Annotated in this window: 17 protein-coding genes; 11 read left to right on the top strand and 6 right to left on the bottom strand. The window is 71.8% G+C overall.

The window, feature by feature from the left end; genetic code table 11:
• Nucleotides 1-20 precede the first annotated feature (20 nt).
• The 7 genes from ABZ078_RS13375 to ABZ078_RS13345 all read left to right on the top strand — a co-directional run bounded on the left by ABZ078_RS13375 (nucleotide 21) and on the right by ABZ078_RS13345 (nucleotide 9,154).
• Complete coding sequence (locus ABZ078_RS13375) at nucleotides 21-2,891, top strand: glycoside hydrolase family 2 TIM barrel-domain containing protein (RefSeq protein WP_356574692.1); 2,871 nt, start codon at nucleotides 21-23, stop codon at nucleotides 2,889-2,891.
• A 126-nt stretch (nucleotides 2,892-3,017) separates the two neighbouring features.
• Nucleotides 3,018-4,013 carry an ATP-binding cassette domain-containing protein gene (locus ABZ078_RS13370; protein ID WP_356574690.1) on the top strand — a complete coding sequence of 332 codons (996 nt, stop codon included), beginning with the start codon at nucleotides 3,018-3,020 and terminating at the stop codon, nucleotides 4,011-4,013.
• Nucleotide 4,014: 1 nt separating this feature from the next.
• Nucleotides 4,015-4,818 carry an ABC-2 family transporter protein gene (locus tag ABZ078_RS13365; protein ID WP_356574688.1) on the top strand — a complete coding sequence of 268 codons (804 nt, stop codon included), beginning with the start codon at nucleotides 4,015-4,017 and terminating at the stop codon, nucleotides 4,816-4,818.
• Nucleotide 4,819: 1 nt separating this feature from the next.
• Nucleotides 4,820-5,626, top strand: a complete 807-nt coding sequence (locus ABZ078_RS13360) for an ABC-2 family transporter protein (protein ID WP_356574686.1) — start codon at nucleotides 4,820-4,822, stop codon at nucleotides 5,624-5,626.
• A 78-nt stretch (nucleotides 5,627-5,704) separates the two neighbouring features.
• A complete protein-coding gene (locus tag ABZ078_RS13355; protein WP_356574684.1) occupies nucleotides 5,705-6,787 on the top strand; it encodes an endo-1,4-beta-xylanase in 1,083 nt (360 codons plus the stop codon).
• Between the two features lie 140 nt (nucleotides 6,788-6,927).
• Nucleotides 6,928-7,716 (top strand): hypothetical protein, encoded by a 789-nt coding sequence (locus ABZ078_RS13350; RefSeq protein WP_356574682.1) that lies wholly within the window; start codon nucleotides 6,928-6,930, stop codon nucleotides 7,714-7,716.
• Between the two features lie 118 nt (nucleotides 7,717-7,834).
• Nucleotides 7,835-9,154 (top strand): jacalin-like lectin, encoded by a 1,320-nt coding sequence (locus tag ABZ078_RS13345; protein WP_356574680.1) that lies wholly within the window; start codon nucleotides 7,835-7,837, stop codon nucleotides 9,152-9,154.
• 45 nt (nucleotides 9,155-9,199) lie between these two features.
• Here ABZ078_RS13345 and ABZ078_RS13340 read toward each other — a convergent pair whose 3' ends face one another.
• Nucleotides 9,200-10,117 carry an aminoglycoside phosphotransferase family protein gene (locus tag ABZ078_RS13340; protein ID WP_356574679.1) on the bottom strand — a complete coding sequence of 306 codons (918 nt, stop codon included), beginning with the start codon at nucleotides 10,115-10,117 and terminating at the stop codon, nucleotides 9,200-9,202.
• Nucleotides 10,118-10,305: 188 nt separating this feature from the next.
• Between ABZ078_RS13340 and ABZ078_RS13335 the strand changes: the two genes are divergently transcribed.
• The 3 genes from ABZ078_RS13335 (at nucleotide 10,306) to ABZ078_RS13325 (ending at nucleotide 13,154) form a co-directional block, all read left to right on the top strand.
• Nucleotides 10,306-10,908 (top strand): TetR-like C-terminal domain-containing protein, encoded by a 603-nt coding sequence (locus ABZ078_RS13335; protein WP_356574677.1) that lies wholly within the window; start codon nucleotides 10,306-10,308, stop codon nucleotides 10,906-10,908.
• Nucleotides 10,909-10,969: 61 nt separating this feature from the next.
• Complete coding sequence (locus ABZ078_RS13330) at nucleotides 10,970-12,379, top strand: hypothetical protein (RefSeq protein ID WP_356574675.1); 1,410 nt, start codon at nucleotides 10,970-10,972, stop codon at nucleotides 12,377-12,379.
• A gap of 37 nt (nucleotides 12,380-12,416) precedes the next feature.
• Nucleotides 12,417-13,154, top strand: coding sequence for a hypothetical protein (locus ABZ078_RS13325; RefSeq protein ID WP_356574673.1), 738 nt, complete (start codon nucleotides 12,417-12,419; stop codon nucleotides 13,152-13,154).
• Here ABZ078_RS13325 and ABZ078_RS13320 read toward each other — a convergent pair.
• The 4 genes from ABZ078_RS13320 to ABZ078_RS13305 all read right to left on the bottom strand — a co-directional run bounded on the left by ABZ078_RS13320 (nucleotide 13,141) and on the right by ABZ078_RS13305 (nucleotide 17,366).
• Nucleotides 13,141-13,560 (bottom strand): NUDIX hydrolase, encoded by a 420-nt coding sequence (locus tag ABZ078_RS13320; protein WP_356574779.1) that lies wholly within the window; start codon nucleotides 13,558-13,560, stop codon nucleotides 13,141-13,143. The two genes, ABZ078_RS13325 and ABZ078_RS13320, sit on opposite strands and share 14 nt — an antisense overlap.
• A 79-nt stretch (nucleotides 13,561-13,639) precedes the next feature.
• Nucleotides 13,640-14,455, bottom strand: a complete 816-nt coding sequence (locus ABZ078_RS13315) for an isocitrate lyase/phosphoenolpyruvate mutase family protein (protein WP_356574671.1) — start codon at nucleotides 14,453-14,455, stop codon at nucleotides 13,640-13,642.
• Nucleotides 14,456-14,531: 76 nt separating this feature from the next.
• Complete coding sequence (locus ABZ078_RS13310) at nucleotides 14,532-16,253, bottom strand: DUF2264 domain-containing protein (RefSeq protein WP_356574670.1); 1,722 nt, start codon at nucleotides 16,251-16,253, stop codon at nucleotides 14,532-14,534.
• A gap of 69 nt (nucleotides 16,254-16,322) precedes the next feature.
• Entirely contained in the window at nucleotides 16,323-17,366 is a 1,044-nt protein-coding gene (locus ABZ078_RS13305; RefSeq protein WP_356574668.1) for a rhamnogalacturonan acetylesterase, read from the bottom strand.
• A gap of 187 nt (nucleotides 17,367-17,553) precedes the next feature.
• On the opposite strand from ABZ078_RS13305, the gene ABZ078_RS13300 reads away from it, so the two are divergent.
• On the top strand, nucleotides 17,554-19,230 hold the full coding sequence (locus ABZ078_RS13300; RefSeq protein ID WP_356574666.1) for a rhamnogalacturonan lyase B N-terminal domain-containing protein: 1,677 nt from the start codon (nucleotides 17,554-17,556) through the stop codon (nucleotides 19,228-19,230).
• A 19-nt stretch (nucleotides 19,231-19,249) separates the two neighbouring features.
• On the opposite strand, the gene ABZ078_RS13295 is transcribed toward ABZ078_RS13300, so the two are convergent.
• Nucleotides 19,250-20,662 (bottom strand): RICIN domain-containing protein, encoded by a 1,413-nt coding sequence (locus ABZ078_RS13295; protein ID WP_356574664.1) that lies wholly within the window; start codon nucleotides 20,660-20,662, stop codon nucleotides 19,250-19,252.
• Nucleotide 20,663 lies beyond the last annotated feature (1 nt).

The raw sequence follows: 20,663 nt of genomic DNA, 5'->3' as shown, positions 1-20,663 counted from the left end.
TTCTTCTCAAAAGGAGACCGATGTCTTTCCGCACCACCCCGCCCGTCGACTACGTCGAGGACGTCTCCCCGGGCACCGGCGCCCTGCCGCCCCGCGCCTGGTACGCGGCCTCCGACGCCGCGTCCCTGACGCTGAACGGGAGCTGGCGCCTGCGGCTGTCGGGCACCGCCGACGCCGAGGACGACTCGTTCGCCGAGGAGGGCTACGACGCCGGGGGGTGGGCCGAGGTCACGGTCCCCGGGCACTGGGTCCTCCAAGGTGACGGGGCGTTCGGGTCCCCGATCTACACCAACCACCTCTACCCCTTCCCCGTGGACCCGCCGCACGTCCCGACGGAGAACCCGACCGGTGACCATCTGCGCGTCTTCGACCTCCCGTCCGACTGGCCGTCGGACGGCGGGGCGGTGCTGCGGTTCGACGGCGTCGAGTCCTGTGCCCGCGTCTGGCTGAACGGCACGGAGCTCGGCGAGTTCAAGGGCTCCCGCCTGCCGCACGAGTTCGCGGTCGGACAGCTGCTGAAGCCGGCCGGCAACGTGCTCGCCGTCCGCGTCCACCAGTGGTCGGCGGGCTCGTACCTGGAGGACCAGGACCAGTGGTGGCTGCCCGGCATCTTCCGTGACGTCACCCTGCTGCACCGCCCGGCGGGCAGCGTGGGCGACTTCTTCGTGCACGCCTCCTACGACCACACCACCGGCGAGGGCACCCTGCGCGTCGACTCCGACGTCGACGGGCGGGTGTCCGTGCCCGCCCTGGACATCGATGTCGCGACCGGCGAGCCGGTGACGGTTCCGGTCGAGCCGTGGAGCGCGGAGACCCCGAAGCTGTACGACGGTGAGCTGGTCACGCCCGGCGAGCGGGTGCCGCTGCGCATCGGCTTCCGCACGGTCGTCCTGGAGGACGGCCTGGTCAAGGTCAACGGCAGGGCGATCCTGTTCAAGGGCGTCAACCGGCACGAGTGGCACCCCGAGAAGGGCCGCGCCCTCGACCTGGAGACCATGCGCGAGGACGTGCTGCTGATGAAGCGGCACAACCTCAACGCCGTCCGCACCTCGCACTACCCGCCGCACCCGGCCTTCCTGGACCTGTGCGACGAGTACGGGCTGTGGGTCATCGACGAGTGCGACCTGGAGACCCACGGCTTCACCGAGCAGGACTGGCGGGACAACCCGGTCGACGACGACCGGTGGACCCCGGCCCTGCTGGACCGCGCCGCGCGGATGGTCGAGCGGGACAAGAACCACCCGTCGATCGTGTTCTGGTCGCTGGGCAACGAGGCCGGCACCGGGCGCGGGCTCACCGCCATGGCCGAGTGGATCCACGACCGCGACCCCGAGCGGCTGGTGCACTACGAGGGCGACTGGAACTGCCGCGACACCGACGTGTACTCGCGGATGTACGCCTTCCACGACGAGGTCGAGAAGATCGGCCGGCGGCTCGACGGCGGCACGCACAAGCGCCGCGAACTGCCGTTCATCCAGTGCGAGTACGGCCACGCCATGGGCAACGGCCCGGGCGGACTCGCCGACTACCAGGAGCTGTTCGAGAAGTACGAGCGACTCCAGGGCGGGTTCATCTGGGAGTGGATCGACCACGGCATCAAGCACCCCGAGCTGGGCTACGCCTACGGCGGCGACTTCGGTGAGGAACTGCACGACGGCAACTTCGTCTGCGACGGGCTGGTCTTCCCGGACCGGACGCCGTCGCCGGGGCTCGTCGAGTACAAGAAGGTGATCGAGCCGGTCCACATCGAGGGCGACGGCGCGAACGGCATCGTGCGGATCACCAACAAGCAGGACTTCGCCGACCTGTCCGCGCTGGCCTTCGCGTGGTCGTGCCAGGTGGACGGCGAGACCGTCGAGTCGGGTTCGCTCGCGGTACCGGCGCTCGCGCCCGGCGAGAGCGCCGAGGTGAAGCTGCCGGAGCCGCCCGTGGACGGCCGCGGCGGCGAACGCCAGTGGACGGTGCGGGCGCTCCTCGCGGACGACACGCTGTGGGCGGCGAAGGACCACGTCGTGGCCTGGGGCCAGTTCGCCGCGGGGGCGCGGCCACTGCCGTCCCTCCCCGCGACCGACCGGCCCGTGCGCGAGGCGGACCGGATCACGCTCGGCCCGGCCGAGTTCGACGCCCGCACCGGTGCGCTGCGGTCGATCGGCGGCGTCGAGGTGGGCACACCGCGGCTGGACGTGTGGCGGGCGCCGACCGACAACGACGACGGCGCGGAGTGGCAGACGGACACCCGCTACGGGATGCTGTGGCGCACGCTCGGCCTGCACCGGATGCGGCACCGCCTGGTCTCGGTCGAGGCGGGCGACGACGCGCTGACGGTGCGGACCAGGGTGGCGCCCGCCGCCCGCGAGGTGGGCCTGGACACGGTGTACCGCTGGACCTCCGACGGCGAGCGGCTGCGGCTGGCCGTGTCCGTGACGCCGGAGGGCGACTGGACGGTGCCGCTGCCCCGGCTCGGCGTCCGCTTCGGGCTGCCGGAGGCCGACCGGGTGGAGTGGTTCGGCGGCGGCCCCGGCGAGGCGTACCCGGACACCAGGACGGCGTCCATGATCGGCCGTTGGCGGTCGACCGTGGACGAGCTCCAGACGCCGTACCTCCGGCCGCAGGAGAACGGCGCCCGCGCCGACGTCCGCTGGGTGGAGCTGGGCGGCCTCAGGATCGAGGGCGACCCGGAGTTCTGGTTCACGGCGCGGCGCTGGACGACCGAGCAGTTGGACGCGGCCCGGCACCGCACCGACCTCACGCCCGGCGACACGGTGTGGGTCAACCTCGACCACGGGCAGCACGGCATCGGCTCGCAGTCGTGCGGTCCGGGCCCGCTGCCGCAGTACTTCCTGAAGGCCGAACCGGCGGAGTTCGCGTTCGTGTTCTCGACCACCAGGTAAGAACTCCTTTAATCGATTGACCGATTGATCGACATTCCGACAGTGTCGGGACGTCATCCGCGGCCGGTCGGCCCTCGTGGCCGACCGGCCGCACCCGCGTTCACCACAAGGAAGTTGGTGGGTCGGTTGAGTGTCGCCATCGAGGTCCGCGGGCTGTCCCGCACGTTCCACACCACCGTCCGCCGCCCCGGCTTCCTGGGCGCCGTCCGCTCCCTGGTCAACCCCGAGCGGGTGGCCAAGCACGCCGTCACCGACATCACCTTCGACGTGGCCCCGGGCGAACTGCTCGCCCTGCTCGGCCCGAACGGCGCCGGCAAGTCCACCACCATCAAGATGCTGACCGGCATCCTCACGCCCACGTCCGGCGAGGCCCGGGTCGCGGGCGTCGTGCCGTACCGGGAGCGGGAGCGCAACGCCCGCAACGTCGGCGCCGTGTTCGGGCAGCGCACCCAGCTGTGGTGGGACCTGCCGGTACGCGAGTCGTTCGCGATCCTGCGGGACATCTACGAGGTGCCGAAGGCCGAACACGCCGCCCGGCTGCGGGAGTTCGACGACATCCTGGAGCTGTCGTCGTTCTGGGACACCCGGGTCCGCCACCTCTCCCTCGGCCAGCGCGTGCGCAGCGATCTGGCCGCCGCGCTGCTGCACGACCCGCCGGTGGTGTTCCTCGACGAGCCGACCATCGGCATGGACGTGGTGGTCAAGGAGCAGGTGCGGGAGTTCCTGCGCCACCAGGTGGAGCAGCGCGGCCGTACGGTCCTGCTGACCACGCACGACATGACCGAGGTCGAGCGGCTCGCCGAGCGGGTGGTGCTGGTCAACCACGGCCGGCTCGTGCTGGACGGCACCCTCGACGAGATCCGCCGGAAGTTCGGCTCGACCTGGCAGGTGCGGGCCACGCTCGCCGACCCGCGCGCCGAGGTCGTGCCGCCGCCCGGCACCACGCTGCTGCGGCACACCGGCGCACAGGTCGTCTTCGGCCCTGACGGGGCGGACGCGCCCACCGTCCACCAGGCCCTCAAGGCGGTGATCGAGCGGTTCGAGGTGACCGACATCGCCCTGGACGAGGCGGACCTGGAGGACGTGATGCGGGCCGCGTACGTGCACGTCGGGGAGGTCTGACGTGGCCGTCCCGCATGCCTGGCGCGCCGCCCGCGTCACCCCGCTGGGCGAGCTGAACGCCCCGCCCCGGATGACCGCCGTCGCGCTCCGGCTGACCGTGCAGGTGGTGCTGGTCTGGTCGCTGTGGCGGGGCCTGTACGCGCAGACCGGCACGACCGCCGGGCTGAGCCGCGACCAGGCCGTCACCTACGCCGTGCTGGCCGTGCTGGCCTCCCGCCTGCGGGAGTTGGACCAGTACGCGGGCCGGGACACGGTCCTGCAGCACATGCACTTCGGCACCATCGTCTACTGGTACCTGCGCCCGCTGCCGCCGCAGCGCTACTACGCCCTGCGGGCCGCCGGCGAGCAGCTGTACGGGCTCGCGTGGGCGCTGACCGGGTACCTGGTCTGCCTGGCCTCGGGGCTGGTCGAGCCGCCCCGGTCGGCCGCGGTGGCCGGGGTGTTCGTGCTCAGCATGCTGCTGGGGCAGTGGGTGCTGTACTACGTCATGCTCGTGCTCGACCAGTTGTGCTTCTGGACGATCCGCAACACCGCCGCGATGCTGATCCTGCTGTTCGCGCAGAACCTGCTGTCCGGGGTGTACGCGCCGCTGTGGTTCTTCCCGGACTGGTTCGTGACGATGAGCGCCTTCCTGCCCTTCCAGGCCACGCTGAGCGTGCCGCTGTCGCTGTACGTGGGGCGCATCCCCTTGTCCGACGCGGCGTTCCAGTTGTCCGTCCAGGCCGCGTGGGTCGTGGTGCTGGCGCTGTTCACCCGGCTGCTGTGGCGGCGGGCCGCCCGGCGCGTGATCTCGCAGGGAGGCTGAGATGTCGCTGAAGGCACTGCGGATCGTGTGGCGCGTGACGGCGCTCAACTTCCGCGCGCAGCTGGAGTACCGCACCGAGTTCCTGCTGATGATCGCGATCGGCGCGATCTGGCAGGTGTCGGTGATCGTGTTCGCCACGGTGCTGCTGTCCCGGTTCGCCGGTATGGGCGGCTGGGACAGCTCGGACGTGCTGCTCATCCCGGCTACGCGGATGCTGGCGCACGGGCTGTTCGTGCTGTTCCTCGGGCGGATGCACTGGGCGGGCCGGCAGATCCAGGAAGGCCGGGTCGACATCTACCTGATGCGTCCGATGCCGGTCCACCGCCAGATCCAGCTGGCGTTCTTCCCCACCAACGCGATCGGGGACCTGACGGTGGCGGCGGGCCTGATGGTGGCCGCGCTGTCGCGCAGCGACCTGGACTGGACCGCGGGCCGCGTCTCGTACCTGATCGCGGCCGTCCTCGGCGGCATGCTCCTGGAGGCCGCCCTGTTCACGCTGGTGGCCTCCGCGGGCCTGCGCTTCCCCGCCGCCGACCACTGGGGCCGCTGGCTGGAGGAACTCCTCGGCACCTTCGGCAGCTACCCGCTGAACGTCCTGCCCAAGGCCGTGGGCGGCCTCCTGACCTACGGCCTCCCCCTCGCGTTCGTCGCCTACTTCCCGGCGGCGGTCCTGACCGGGCACGGCCACACCACCGGCGTGCCGTACTGGCTCGCGGCGGCCTCTCCGCTGCTCGGCGTCGCCGGGTACCTGGGGGCACGGCTGGTGTGGCGGTGGTCGCTGCGGCACTACACGGGCGTGAACGGGTGACGCGGTCGCGGCAACCTTGAGGGTGTCGGCGGCGACCCAGGCACGACGCACCCGCATCCCCACCCCACAGGAGGAGCCGTGCCGAACACCGCACGAGGTCACCGCCGTCGCCGCGTCTTCCGTCCCCTCACGCTCGCGGCCGTGGGCGCGCTCGTCGCCACGGCGACCGTGTCGCTCCCGCAGTTCGCCCCCGACGCCTCCGCCGCCACCACGCTGCGCGGCTACGCCGACGCCCGCGGCGTTCGGATCGGCGCGGCCGTCGCCGACGGTCCGCTGCGCACCGAGCCGGCCTACACCACCGTCCTGAACCGGGAGTTCAACTCGGTGACGGCGGAGAACGCGATGAAGTGGGACGCGCTGGAGCCGAGCCGGAACAGCTACAACTGGGCCGCCGCCGACCGGCTGGTCAACCACGCCGCCGCGCACAACCAGGGCGTACGCGGGCACACCCTCGTCTGGCACTCCCAGCTGCCGTCCTGGCTGGCGAACGGCAACTTCTCCGCGTCCGAGCTCAACACGATCCTCAAGAAGCACATCGACACGACCGTCGGCCGCTACAAGGGGAAGATCTACGCCTGGGACGTCGTGAACGAGGCGTTCAACGACAACGGCACGCTGCGCAACTCGCTCTGGCAGAGCAAGCTCGGCACCGGCTACATCGCGAACGCCCTGCGCTGGGCGCACGCGGCCGACCCCGGCGCCAAGCTGTACATCAACGACTACAACATCGAGGCGGACAACGCCAAGAGCGACGCCCTGTACAACCTGGCCCGCCAACTCCTCGCGCAGGGCGTGCCGTTGCACGGCGTCGGCTTCCAGGCCCACTTCGTCGTCGGTCAGTTGCCCGCGTCGATGAAGGCGAACCTGAAGCGCTTCTCCGACCTCGGCCTGGAGGTCTCGGTCACCGAACTCGACGTCCGTATCCCGATGCCCGCCTCCTCGGCCGAGCTCGCCCAGCAGTCCGCCGACTACAAGACGGCCAGCGAGAACTGCCTGGGCGTGCCGCGCTGCGCCGGCGTCACGGTGTGGGGCATCACCGACAAGTACTCGTGGGTGCCGGGGACGTTCAACGGCTACGGGGCGGCCCTGCCGTACAACGAGGGCTACGGGGCCAAGCCGGCGTACACGGGTCTGTCCAACGGGCTGAACCCACAGGCGTGAAACGGTAATCTCGGGGCCGTGAGGTGATCTCTCCGGTGGCGCTCCGAGCGCCGCAGACGCGAACCGATCCGCATCCGCGGCCGCGGCCGGACGCTTTTCCCGGGCATGCGCCGCGGTCGTTTCCGCATGGAGAGATCACCATGGTGCGCGACAACACCACCCCCCGGGTCGTCCTCGGCCGTACGCCCGAGGAGACGCTGAGGGCCTTCACCTCACAGGCGACCGCCGATCCCGGCGTCGTGGGACTGGTCCTCAGCGGCTCCCAGGTGCACGAGGGCATGCCGACGGTCCACTCCGACTACGACCTGCACGTCATCGTCCGCGACGAGACGGTGCCGGCCCTGGCCGCACTGGACCGCTTCCGCTCGGCCCACCTCGACCTCGTGGTCATCACCCTCGCGGAGTTCCGCGTCCGCGGCATGCCCGGCCGTCCCGACAGCTTCGCGCGGTACTCGTACGTCCACGCCGAGGTGCTGCTCGACCGCCTCGACGGGACGATCGCCCGGATCCTGGACGAGAAGCGGACGCTGGGCACCGCCGAGGCCCGGGCCGCCGTGGACGGCTGGCTCGACGCCTACGTCAACCAGACGTACCGCTCGCTGAAAAGCCACCGCGACGACCGCCCCGCCCCGGGCCACCTGGACGCCGCCGAGTCCGTCCCGTACGCCCTTGAGGTCCTCTTCGCCCTGCACCGCCGCGTCCGGCCCTACAACAAGTACCTGCGGTGGGAGCTGGAGCGGCAGCCGCTGGGCGACCCCCGGTGGGACGCGGGCCGCCTCCTGCCGGTCCTGCGCCGCATCCTGGCCGACGGCGATCCAGGCACGCAGCGCGCCCTGTTCACCGACATCGAGGAGACGGCACGCCGGGCCGGTCACGACGGGGTGCTGGACGCCTGGGAGGCGGATCTGGAGCTGCTGCGGCACCGGTGACGCACTCGTTCCCCGCTGTTTCCCCAACGGCCCTTGCGCCCCGGCCCGGTTGCCCCTGAACCTGAGCACTGTTCACCTCTCCCCCTGCTTGGCCCTCCCCGATCTGAGACAGGACCCCATGAGAAGACTGACCGGCGCCCTCACCGCCGCCGTACTGGCCGTGACCGGCCTCGCCGCCGTGCCCGCGCCGACCGCCACCGCCGCGGACTCGGGCACCTTCAACGTGCTGACGTACAACATCGCGGGCCTCCCCCTCGGCCTGGGCGACAGCGATCCCGAGGCCAACACCCCGCTGATCGGGCAGCGGCTCGGGCCGTACGACATGGTGAACGTCCAGGAGGACTTCAACTACCACGCCTCCCTCTACGCCAACGACAAGCACCCGTACCGCACGGCGACCAGCGGCGGGGCCGGCTTCGGTGACGGCCTCAACACCCTCTCGGACCACTCCTTCGAGGACTTCCAGCGGGTGAAGTGGAACAACTGCACCGGCACCAACTGCCTGACCCCGAAGGGCTTCTCGCTCGCCCGGGTACGGCTCGCCGAGGGTGTGTTCCTGGACCTGTACAACGTCCACACCAACGCGGACGCCGACGACGCCGCGCTCGCCGCCCGCCGCGCCAACATCGAGCAGCTGTCGGACTTCATCCAGGCCAACTCGTCCGGCAACGCGGTGATCGTCATGGGCGACACCAACACCCGCTACACGCGCACGGGTGACAACATCCGCACGCTGGTCGGCGAGAACGGTCTCACGGACGCCTGGGTCCGGCTGGTCAAGGGCGGCACGCCCCCGGCGGCCGGCAGCGACGCGCTGGTGTGCGACGCGGCCGCCCCGACCAACGACTGCGAGGTCGTCGACAAGGTCCTCTACCGCGGCAGCGACCTGCTGACCCTGAACGCGACCCGCTACAACAACGACTGGGCGAAGTTCCTCCGCGACGACGGCAAGCACCTCTCCGACCACTTCCCGCACACGGTCGACTTCTCGTACACGCTGAACCCGTCCCTGCGGGCGAGCGACTTCTTCGGCGGCCCGCACGGCACGGCGTTCAACGACGCCGACGACCTGCCCGCGTCGGTGTCCCCGCGCACCCTGACCCTGCGCGGCGGCTCCCGCCTGGACGCGGTGTCCCTCACCCACGACGGCGGCACGACCCTCACCCACGGCAGCACGGGCGGCACCGCCACGTCCCTGACCCTGGCCTCCGGCGAACACCTCACCGCCGTCAAGTTGAGTCAGGGTCAGAAGGACGGCCGTACCCGGATCTTCTCGGCCTCGTTCACGACGGACAAGGGCCGCACGCTGTCCGCCGGTACCGCCACCACGAGCACGAAGACCTTCACGGCACCGCCCGGCTGGCAGATCGTCGGGTTCACGGGCCGCGCGGGGAACGAGGTCGACAAGCTGGGCGTGCTGTACGCGCCGATCGGCTGAGCCCCCGGGCGAACGGCCCCTCGTGTGCGGGATGCTTCGGCACCGTCACACGAGGGGCGTCGCGGTGAGGCGGCGCAGAGCTGCGTGGGCCGGTGGGCCCCAGGTGCGCTTGCCTCCGGGGCGCCCGCGCACGCCCGCCTCTCCGATGAGGATGCCGCCGAGCGCCTGCCGCACGGCCCAGCCGCGGGCGCGGCGCAAGGTCGCGGCGTCCGGGGTCGGCCGGTAGGCGGCGTGCAAGCGGTCGGCGGCGCCGTCCGGCAGCAATGACCAGGAGGCGGCGAGATCGCAGGCCGGATCGCCCGCGAAGAGGTCGCCGAAGTCGATCACGCCGCAGAAGGTGCCGTCCGCGGTGAGGACGTTGGCCGGATGCAGGTCGCCGTGCAGCCACAGAGCCGGCCCCTCCCACTCGGGTGCGGCGACGGCGTCCTCCCAGACCGCGCGGACGGCATCCGGGTCGGGGATCAGGCCCAACTCGACCGCGGAGGCCAGTCCTTCGGCGAACCCCTTGGTGTGCTCGGCCAGCGGCCCCCCGCGGTCACGGCCGGCGGGCGCCCCCTCGGGGGCGGGGCGGTGAAGGGCCGTCAGGAAGGCCGCCAGGGTGTCGGCCGCCTCCGCGCCGCGGGTGACGGGTGCCCGGTCGGCGGGTGAGCCGGGCACCCAGGTGGTGACGATCCAGGGCCGCGGAAACCGCTCCGAGGGCTCGCCGAGGCGCTGCGGGACCGGGACCGGCAGCGGCAGGCGCGGGGCCAGGCCGGGCAGCCAGGCGTGCTCCTTGCGCAGGAGCGCGTCCGCGGACAGGGTCGCCCAGGGCAAGCGGACGGCGAGGTCGTCGCCGAGCCGCCACAACTGGTTGTCCCAGCCGCGCGCACCCAGCTTCAGGGGGCGGTCGGCGAGGTCGGGATGCTGGTCCCGCAGCAGGCCCCGGACCAGTTCCTCGGTGATCTCGATCTCTGTGAGGCTCATGCGGAGCAACCGTAGTCCCGAACAGGCGCCCCCTCACTCGCTCCGCAACACCTCCGCGATCGCCAGCCGCCCGGCCCTGCGCGCCGGAACGACCGTGCCCAGCACCGCGAATCACCAGCCCCGCCAGGGCCAAGGCACTAGCATCCTGCCTAGTCACCCTAGGTTTTCCGTAGTGGGAGGTCACCCCGATGGGCCGCGCAGGACTCACCGCCGACCGCCTCGCCGCGGCCGCCGCCGAGCTCGCCGACGAGGTCGGGTTCGAGAACGTCAGCCTGTCCGCGCTGGCCCGGCACTTCGGGGTGAAGGACGCGAGCCTGTACTCGCACGTCAGGAATCTCCAGGACCTGCGGACTCGGGTCGCCCTGCTGGCCGGCGGCGAGATGATCGACCGGATCGCCGCCGCCGTCGCCGGCCGCGCCGGCAAGGACGCGCTCGCCGCCTTCGCGGACGCCTATCGGGACTACGCCTTGCAGCACCCGGGCCGCTACGCGGCGACCCAGATCCGCGTCGACCAGAGCCTCGTCGCCGACTCCCCCGCCATGCGCCGCACCGCCGAGATCACCTACGGCATGCTCCGCGCCTACGGCCTCGACGAACCCGACCTCACCGACGCCGTCCGCCTGCTGCGCAGCACCTTCCACGGCTACTGCGCCCTGGAGTCGACCGGGGCCTTCGGCGCCCCCCGCGAGGTACGGGCGTCCTGGGAGCGCGCCATCGACGCCCTGCACACGGCGCTCGTGAACTGGCCACGCGATCGGCACGACCGGCGGCCGCCCCAGCCGCCACGCTGACCACTTAGACTGGAAGCTTCGCGGAGGTCACACGCCGCCACCACGGGGGAGGGAGCGCGTCTTGTCCCAACAGCAGCTCGGACGCGGCCCGTTGAGGTCCCGTCAGCCCCGCCCCACCCCGCCTCCCGCCCCCGACGAGGAGCCCTCGGACGGCTCGCCTCCGGCGCGCTTCGTCGGCTGGCTCGGGGGCCTCGGGTGTGTGGCCGCCGGGTACGGCGTGTTCCAGTTCCTGTTCAGTGTGCTGCCGGGCTCCATCGAGGGTTCGGCCGCCCGGTACCTGATCGCCGGGGTCAGCGGGCTCGGCACCTCCGTCGCGGCCTGGCTCGCGGCGGCGCTGCTGCGGGCCCGGGCGGCGGCCGCCGATCCCGCGCAGGGCCTCGCCGTGGGGCCCGCCGCCATGGCACCGGGGGCGCCCGGCCCGCTGCCCCAGGTCTTCTCCTCCGCGTACGGCACCCTCGTCGACCAGGTGTCCGTCGTGGACGACCCGGAGTGCGGACGGCTCACCGGCTGGCCGCACTCCCTCGGTGAGGACTCGCCGCGCCCCACGCCCGTCGGCACCGCGTACGGCCTGCACATCATGCTCGACCTGGGCGTCCCCGACGGACGGCTGAGCACCGGTGACCTGGTGGACACCCTGTGGCGGCTGCGGCTCCCCGACGGCGGCTGGTCGGCGCGGTCGCAGGGGTCCGAGGCCCGCCCGGAGGTGACCGCGCTGGTGCTGGGCGCGCTGGCCCGGGCGGGCGCGTCCGGCGAGCGGCTGGCCGCCGAGGTGGACCGGTGCACGAGCGGCTTCACGCGTCAACTCGACCGCTCCGGGCGGGAGTCGACCCATGTCGTGACGACCGTGCTGCGCGGGCTGCTGCGTGCCGCGCCCCGCTGCGAGGTCCTGCCCGTGCTGCGCGAGGCCCTCGCGGACGGCGCGATCAGCGACCCGCAGCGCGACCACCGGCGCTGCTGGGGCTACCGTCTCGACCCACCGCACGGCCCGCCGTCCCCGCTGCACACCGCGCAGGCGGTCGTCGCCCTCGACCGGGCCGCCCGCGCCCTGGGCGAGAGCACCGGCGCGCGTACCGCCCGCGAGGACGGTGTCCGCTGGCTGCTGACCTGCCCGGAGGCGGCGCACGACAGCTGCGCGGACCTGCGGAACCTGCACGAGGAGGTGCGTCGGCCCCGCACGGACGAACCCTCCCGCCACGAGGTGCTGAACGTACGGCACTTCACCGCCTCCTGGCTGGCCCGCGCCCTGCTCTCCCCGGGCGCCCTGGAGGTGGCCCGCGCCGACGGGCTGGAGGAGGAGTGGCGGGTGCGGCTGGAGGGGGCCATGGCCGCGGTGTGGGCGGGGCAGGCGGACGGCATCTGGTTCTGGGGACGGGGCGACAGCCCCGACCTGCGGCGGCCGATGTGGATGACCTATCAGGGGCTGTCGGCGCTGCGCGCGCATGCCGTATGGATGTACCAGCCGGTTGGCTGAACCCGGACGGGACGAACGGTTGTCGGAGGGTGAGTGCATGGGTGGTCGGCAGGTCCTGGCGGCGCGGCGGTTGCTGGCCGGGGCGCTGGACGGTGAACTGCCCGCGCACGAACTGGCCGCCGCGGCACGCTCCGCCGTCACCGAACTGAGCGCTCCGGACCGGCTGCTGGAGCTGATCGCCGAACTCGCCTCCGGCGAGGGCGATCCGCAGGGTTGTGCGCGGCTGTCGTACCGCCATGTCCTCGGCTTCGACAAGCTGTTGCTGATCGACGGCGGCCCACGCCATATGCTGCGCGCGCACGTGTGGCATCCGGGCGCGGGCGCGATCGGCGAGGAGGACATCCACAACCACCGTTCGCCGCTGGCCTCCTACGTCGTCCGGGGGCGACTGGCCATGGAGTTGTACGAGACCGTGGACGGCGACGACGGTGCGGACGGGATCGCGGCGACCCGGTACGAGGAGTCGCTGGCCGGGGGTTCGGCGGACTGGGTGCTGGAGCCGGCCGGTGCCGCGCGGCTGCGGCTGACGCATGTGGGGCAGTACGCGGCGGGCAGTTCGTACGCCCTGCCGGCGCACACCCTGCACCGGGCCTGGTGCGACACGGACGTGCCGACGGTGACGCTGTTCCTGGAGACGGGCGTCGGGCGGCGGCGCCACACCGATGTGTTCACGACGGCGGGCCCGCATCCGGGCGCGGTGGCGAAGGTGCCGCTTCAGGTGCCGGACTATCTGGGTGCGCTCAGTGAACTGGCGGAGCGGCTCAGGGCCCGGTGAAGACCTGCCGCACGATGTCGAGGTTGTAGGCGTCGATGTCGACGGTCGTCAGCTCGGCCGGGGCGAGCCAGGCGGAGTCCTGGTCGGGCTCGGGCAGGGTGATCGCCATGGTCAGTGGCCTGACCAGGAAGTTCTCCTGCCAGTTCTTGATCTCGTGCCCGCGGTAGTCACTGAGGAAGGACGACTCGCCGACCTTGCGGACGACCTCGCCGAGCAGCCCGGTCTCCTCCTTCAGCTCCCGCAGGGCGCCGTCCTCGGGGCTCTCACCGGGCTCCAGCTTCCCGCAGGGAACACCCCACACCCGGGGCAGGAAGCGCTCCTTCTCGCTGCGCCGCACCAGGAGCACACGCTGCTTGTCGTCCATCACGACGGCGGCCGCCAGTCGCCTGTCGCCGGGGATGTCCATGGTCATGGTTCCTCGGTCCCTCGCCGGTGATGAGTCCAAAGGGTTTGGTACCCGCGAAAGCGTCAAGCCTAACAGGGGCCTACGGCCCGTCGCTGTGAGTCGGGTCGCCCCGTCGGCTGAGCGCGTCCACTTCACCGTACGACGGGGTGGCGCCCCGCGGTGTCCGGCCCGCCCGGATCTCCGCGACCGCCTCCAGCGCCGCGCCCAGCGCCCGCCGGTAGAGCAGCGAGCCGAGGCTGACACGCCGTACGCCGAGGTCGGCGAGGTGGGGGACGGTGGGGCCGGTCGGGGTGTAGAGGATGTTGAGGGGGACGTCGAGACGCTTCACCAGGGCGGCGATGTCGCCGGGATCGGTGAGCCCGGGGACGAACACACCGTCGGCGCCCGCCTGTCGGTAGGTGTCGAGGCGGGCCGTGGTCCCCTCACCGTCGCCCAGCCAGTACGTGTCCGTGCGGGCGTTGACGAAGAGGCCCGGTGCCGCCGACTTGACCGCGGCGATCTTCGCGGCATGCAGCGCGGAGGAGCCGAGCCGGTCCTCCAGGTTGATGCCCACGGCTCCGACCGCCGCCAGTTCCCGGGCGAACTCCCCTACCTCTTCCGGGCCTTCGCTGTAGCCGTCCTCCGCGTCGACGGAGAGAAGGAACGACTCCGAGCCGAGGGCGAGCGCGCGCCGGAGTGTCTCGTCGCGGGTGGCCGACGTCCCGTCGGGCAGACCGGCGGCCGCGGCGACACCGAGGCTCGTCGTGCCGATCGCGCGGAAGCCCTGGGCGGCGAGCGCCCTCGCCGAGGCGTGGTCCCAGGCGTTGGGGAGGAGGAGGGGTTCGTCGCCGTGGTGGAGGTCGGCGAACCCGGCGGTGACGGCTTCGGCGGGGAGCTCGGGCACGGTTTCGGTCATGTCCCGAACGGTAGGCGGACATCGTTTCGGCAGCGGCCGAAGTGTGACCCCGGTGCGCTCTCGCCCTCGCTCACGTCTACGACCCCGCGGACCTCCCCGCTGACGCCCTGACGTCCACCTCGACGCCCTCCCCCGCCGGCCGGACACGCACCTCGCGCCCCGTGCTCCAGCGGACGTGGATCTCGCCGCCCTCCGCCACGTGCACGTGCGCCGACTCGTGAAGCGGTGCGGGGTCGGTCTCGGCCGTGAGGCGGGCGAGGGCGACGAACACCGTGGGCCCGTCGGCCGTGACCCCCGTCAGCTCCTCGTCCCCCGACAGACCGAAGGCGGGGGCGAGTTCGGCGTGGACGCCGTCACCCCCCGCCCATCCCGTGACCCGCACGGCCGTCCCAGGGGCCGCGCCCACGACCCGATGGACGCGGACCTCCACCGCGCCCTCGACCACCACCGCACTCGTGACCCGGACCCCTTCACCCACCGAGTGCCGCGAGGCCGCCCAGCCCTCCCCCACGCCGAGCGGCACGATGTCCGTTCGGCTCGGATCGTCGCCGACGATGACGCTGTTGTCGTACGCCGGCGAGGGCGCCGTCACCGTCGAGTAGGCGAGCCGCGTGTAGTACGGGTCGTAGCGGACGTCCTCGCTGCCGTGGTTGTGGAGGCGGACCAGGCCGTCCGAACTCGTCGACTGCACGAGCCAGTTGGGGGCGGCGATCGGGGTGACGGCGTCCGCACGCTCGGCCGGGGCGGGTTCCTCCGCCGCCGTCCACACCTCGTGCTCCGCCGGGAGGAGCAGGCCGAGGAAGCCCTTGCTCGCCCAGTACGGGGACGCGGGGCCCGAATAGCCTTGCAGGACCGCCGCGTCGGGGCCGTGCCAGCCGAGGGTGAGCAGGCCGTTCGCGTCCACCGCGCCGCGCTCCAGGAAGTACTTCAGCGCGCCGGAGGCCAGCCGCCTCGTCTCCCCGGGCGACAGCGGTGTACGGCCCGTGAGGGCGCCGAGCCACAAGGGGGCCGTGGTCGCGAACCGGTAGGTCAGGGAGCGGCCCTGGCGCAGGGGGGCGCCGTCGCCGCCGAACAGGCGGGCGTAGTCCTCCAGGTGCCGGGAGAGCCGGCCGCCGTACAGGTCCAGCAGCCGTTCGTCCTGTGCCAGCCAGGCGTGCAGCACCGGGTAGAGGTGCATCGCCCAGCCGTTGTAGTAGTCGAACTTGCGGCCGTCGCCGTCCGTGTACCAGCCGCCCCCGACGTACCAGTCCTCGATGCGTTCCAGGCCCCGGTCGATCGCCTTGCGGGACTCCTCGGCCTCGTGGCCGACCTCCTGGAGGAAGCCGCCGACCGTCACCGGGAACAGCTCCCAGTTGCAGGGCCAGGCTTCGGCGGTCACGGCGTCCGCGAGCCAGTCCGCCGCCCGCTGCCGTACCGCGTCGTCCAGCCGGTCCCACAGCAGGGGCCGGGTCAGCCGCAGGGCGAGCGCGATCGAGGCGGCCTCGACCAGGGGCTGGCCGCGGTCCTCGATGCGGGGCCAGACGCCCGAGACGCCGGCCGCGAGTCCGTCGGCATAGCGCTCCAACGCCGTCTCGTCCCGGCGGAAGGCCGCCAGGAGGAGCGTACGGGCGTAACCCTCCAGGCCGTCGGAGAGGCGGCCCGACCAGCTCTCGCGGTCGCCGGGGAAGTGGTACAGGGCGCGGTCCCCGGTGGCGTACGGCTCCACGGCGGCGAGCAGGGCGTCGGCGGCCGCCTCCCAGTGGGCGCGGGTGTAGCCGGTGCGCGGGCTCAGGGTGGGGTCTTCGGGAGGCACGTGCATCGGTTCTCTTTCTCGCCGGCTCGGTTCAGACCTGGGGCGCCCCGGTTCCGGTCGGGACGCCCCAGGGGTTCATCCCACCCGCACCCGGCCCTCAGGCACCAGATGCCGGGCGACGAGTTCGTCACGGACCAGGCCCGCATACACCGTGGCGCCGTGCACCGAGGTGTGGGTGTTGTCCCGCTTCTCGTTGTAGAGGTACAGCGCCTTGGACGCCTCGACGCCCAGGGACTCCACCAGCGCCTTCGTCTTCGCCGTCAGGTCGATCAGCGGGACGTCCTGGGCGGCGGCGACCGAGCGGACGACCGCCGGGTGGTCCACGCCCAGGCCGTTCACCAGCAGGGCCGTGCCGTTGTCGAGCGTGCCGTCGGCGTTGAACCAGCGGCGCACGATCGGGGTGACCAGGACCGGCTCGCCGCCCTTCGCGCGGACACCGGTCACCAGTGTCTCGAGGTTGGCGCGGTAGGTCGCCTCGTCGGTCGTCTTGTCGTTGTGGGCGAGCTGGATCAGGACCAGGTCGCCGGGGCGGATCAGCGGCTGGACGGTGCCCCAGAGGCGGGAGTCGGCGAGGTAGCTGACCGTGCTCTCGCCGGAGTCGGCGTAGTTGGCTACGGACAGGCCCTTGGCGAGGTACTGCGGGAGTCGCTGACCCCAGCCGGAGTACGGGTCGCCGGGCTGGTCGCAGACGGTGGAGTCGCCGACCAGGAAGATCTGGCGGGCGTGCCGGGCCGGGGTGACCTTGATGTCGGCGAGGGCGGGGGCCGAACCGCCGAGGACGAGGTCGAGGCCCGGGCTTCCGGCGGCGCCGGTGGGCTCTCCCTCGGGGGTGCGGACGTTCACGGTGAAGCTGCGGGCGACGCGCTCACCCGCGGGCGCCGCCGTCTCCGGGAGCAGGGAGCGGCGGGCCTCGCCGGTGACGCGGGTGCTGGACGCGGCGTCGCCGCCGAGGAGGACCTTGACGTCGTACGTGCCCGGCGGGACGTCGAAGTGGCAGGCGCCGGCGGTGCAGTTCTCGATGCCGAGGGGCCGTTGCCCGCCGTACGCGTGGGCCGGTACGGCCGCCAGACCGGTGCTCAGCGTCACCGCCGCCAGCACGGCGAGGTTGAAACGTCTCATTCGCGGCTCCTCCACAGGGCGACAAGGTCTGGCGCTGGACCGTACCGCGGCTGGCAAGCGCTTTCTAGTCCTCGCGGCCATTTCATAAAACTGTCAACTTCCTCGCCGTGAAAGCCCTTTCGCGAAATCGATTCAACTGTCACCCTCACTCTCACCGCACCCCCCACCTCCCGAAGGAGGCACCCCCATGTCCGGATCCGCGAACAGACCGGTCCGACGCCGTACCTTCGTGCTCGGCACCGCGGCCGCCGCCGGTTGCGCCGCCGTCGCCGGACCGCTCGCCGGCCCGGCGTCGGCCGCCGCCTTCGGCTGGCGTGACGACGGCTCCAACTACGTCGTCGACACCGGCGCCCACCTCGTCTTCAAGGTCAGCAAGTCCAACGGCGACCTGACCTCGCTCGTCCACCGCGGCACGGAGTACCAGGGCTACGGCGGCATGAACTCGCACATCGAGTCCGGCCTCGGCACCTCCACGGTGAGCATCCGGCAGTCGGGTTCGACGATCCTGATCTCGGTCGCGTACGGCACGCTGCGGCACTACTACGCGGCCCGCAGCGGCGAGAACAACATCTACCTGTGGACGGACAAGGCCGATACGTCGGTCTCCGCGACCCGCTACATCCTCCGCGTGCGGAAGGGCCTGTTCCGCAACGACGAGCCCGACTCCTACACGTACGCGCCCACCGCCATCGAGGCCTCGGACGTCTTCCGGAAGTCCGACGGCCAGACCCGCTCGAAGCACTACGCGAAGCTGCGGGTCATGGACTACGACTACATCGGCTGGAGGACCGGCGGCGTCGGACTGTGGATCGTGCGCAGCAACCACGAGAAGGCGTCCGGCGGCCCGTTCTACCGTTCGCTGCTGCGGCACCAGAGCGCGGACGGCGGCGGCCTGTACGAGATCCTGTACTACGGCCAGAACCAGACCGAGGCCCAGCGCTTCGGCCTCCAGGGCCCGTACGTCATCGCCCTCACGGACGGTGCGGCACCCTCCTCGTCGCTGTTCCCGGGCACGCTCACCACTCCGTGGGCGGACTCGCTCGGCATCCCGGGGTACGTCGGCGCGAGCGGGCGCGGCCGGGTGGCCGGGGTCGGGATCTCCGGGCGGAACACGGCGTACCCGTACACCGTGGGGCTCGCCAACCCGTCGGCGCAGTACTGGGGTTCGGCGCGGTCGTCGGACGGCTACTTCTCGATCGGGGGCGTGCTGCCGGGGACGTACACCCTCACCGTCTACAAGGGTGAACTCGCCGTGTACACCACCTCGGTGACGGTCACGGCCGGTGGCACGACCGCCCTCAACACGATCGCCGTCCCGTCCTCCGACGACCCGGGCAACGCCACCGCCATCTGGCGCATCGGCGACTGGGACGGCACCCCGAGCGGCTTCAAGAACGCCGACCTGATGACGTACGCGCATCCGTCCGACGTCCGGGCCGCCTCCTGGACCGGCAACGTGGTGGTCGGCAACAACGAGACGGCGTCCTTCCCCTGCTACCTCTGGAAGGACGTCAACAGCGGGATCCTCGTGTACTTCAAGCTGACGGCGGCCCAGGCGGCGGCCGCGCACACCCTGCGGATCGGCGTGACGACGGCGTACGCCAACGGCCGCCCCCAGGTCACGGTCAACGACACCTGGACGTCGGCCGTCCCCGCCCCGCCCAGCCAGCCCAACACCCGGTCGCTGACCAACGGTTCCTACCGGGGCAACAACCACACGTTCACGTACAGCGTGCCGGCGTCCGCCTGGAAGACGGACACCGGCCAGTACAACGTGCTCAGGATCGACGTGGTGAGCGGTTCGGGGGCGACGGGTTATCTCAGCGCCGGCACGGCGATCGACGCGATCGACCTGCTCGCCTGAGACCTGGGCCGGCACGACGTCAGGTGCCGCGCGTCCACTGCTGGTTGGTTCCTCCGTTGCAGGTGTACGTGATGATCGTGGCGGAGTCGGCGGTGGACGCGCCGTTCACGTCCAGGCACTCGCCGGTGGCGCGGGACCTGACGGTGACGTAGGAGCCCGTGGTGGTGACCGACCACTGCTGGTTGGTCGCGGAGGCGTTGCAGTTCTCCTGCGAGACCGTGCTCGCGTTCTCCTGCACGCACAGGCTGCTGTTCCTGACCATCAGCTGGTGGTAGCCGCCGCCGACGGACTTGAACCAGAACTTCTGGTTGTTGCCGCCGTTGCAGTCGTACTGCTTGATCTGGGCGCCCTGCCAGAGCGACTGACCGGTCACGTCGGCGCACTTGGAGGAGTGGCGGGCGATCAGCGTGTTGTACGTGGCGCTCGTGCCGCTGATCGTCCCGGCGGCCGTGTCGATGGTGACCTCCGGCGACCAGGACATGGCCATCGTGGTCGAGTTGGAGAAGGTCAGCGGCAGCCACACGTACCGGGAGTCGTTGACGGTCCCGCCGAAGGAGTTGCCCCAGCGGTCGCCCATGTAGAGGTACGAGGTACCCGAACCGCCCTGTACGGGCAGGACGTAGGCGGTCTGGGAGCCGAACGTGGTCGAGTCGCCGATGTTCTTCATGGCGGACCAGGGGCCGGCGATGTTCGTGGCCGTGGCGTACTGCTGCTGGTTGGGGCTCCAGCCCGTGGCGCCCGAGGTCAGCATGAAGTACACGCCGTTCCGCTTGAACAGGGCCGGGGCCTCGCGGTGGCCGCCCGGCCACGGGTTGGCGACCAGGCGCGCGATGCCGGTGTAGTCGGCGGTGAGGCGGTAGATCTGGAGGTCGTAGTTCTCGCGGGCGGCGGAGATCATGTAACCGGCGCCGTCGGTGTCGACGAAGACCGTGATGTCGCGGGACATGTGCTGGCCGAGCGGGCGGAAGCTGCCCTTCCAGGTGTAGTCGCCGTCGACGGTGTCGGAGACGGCGACGGCCGCGCGGGCCTCGCTGTAGTCGGTGCCGTTCTCCTTGTGCATCCACATCACGAACTTGCCGGTGGCCGCGTTGTACATGACCTTCGGCCGCTCGATGTTGGCGGTGGCGAGCTCCGGGTCGCCGGCCTCGGTCAGGACGTGGTTGCGGAACTCCCAGTTCTTCAGGTCGGTCGAGCGGTAGGCGTCGACGTACCGGAAGGTGTTGTCGGCGTTGCGGTGCTCACCGAACCAGTAGTAGTAGGAGCCCACCTTGATGACGCCGCCGCCGTGCGCGTGCAGGGGGTTGCCCGAAATGTCCCTGAACTGCGTGCCGTTGGTGAGGGTCTGCGGTACGGCCTGGGCGGGGCCGGCGGTGACGAGGGCGCCGAACAGGCCGAGGCACAGGGCGAGAAGGATCGCCTGCGCGCGTCTCATC

This window comes from Streptomyces sp. NPDC006385 (assembly GCF_040612485.1).
Lineage (GTDB): Bacteria > Actinomycetota > Actinomycetes > Streptomycetales > Streptomycetaceae > Streptomyces.
Note: the sequence above shows the minus strand (reverse complement) of the source record. Positions and strands in the feature narration are given on the sequence as shown.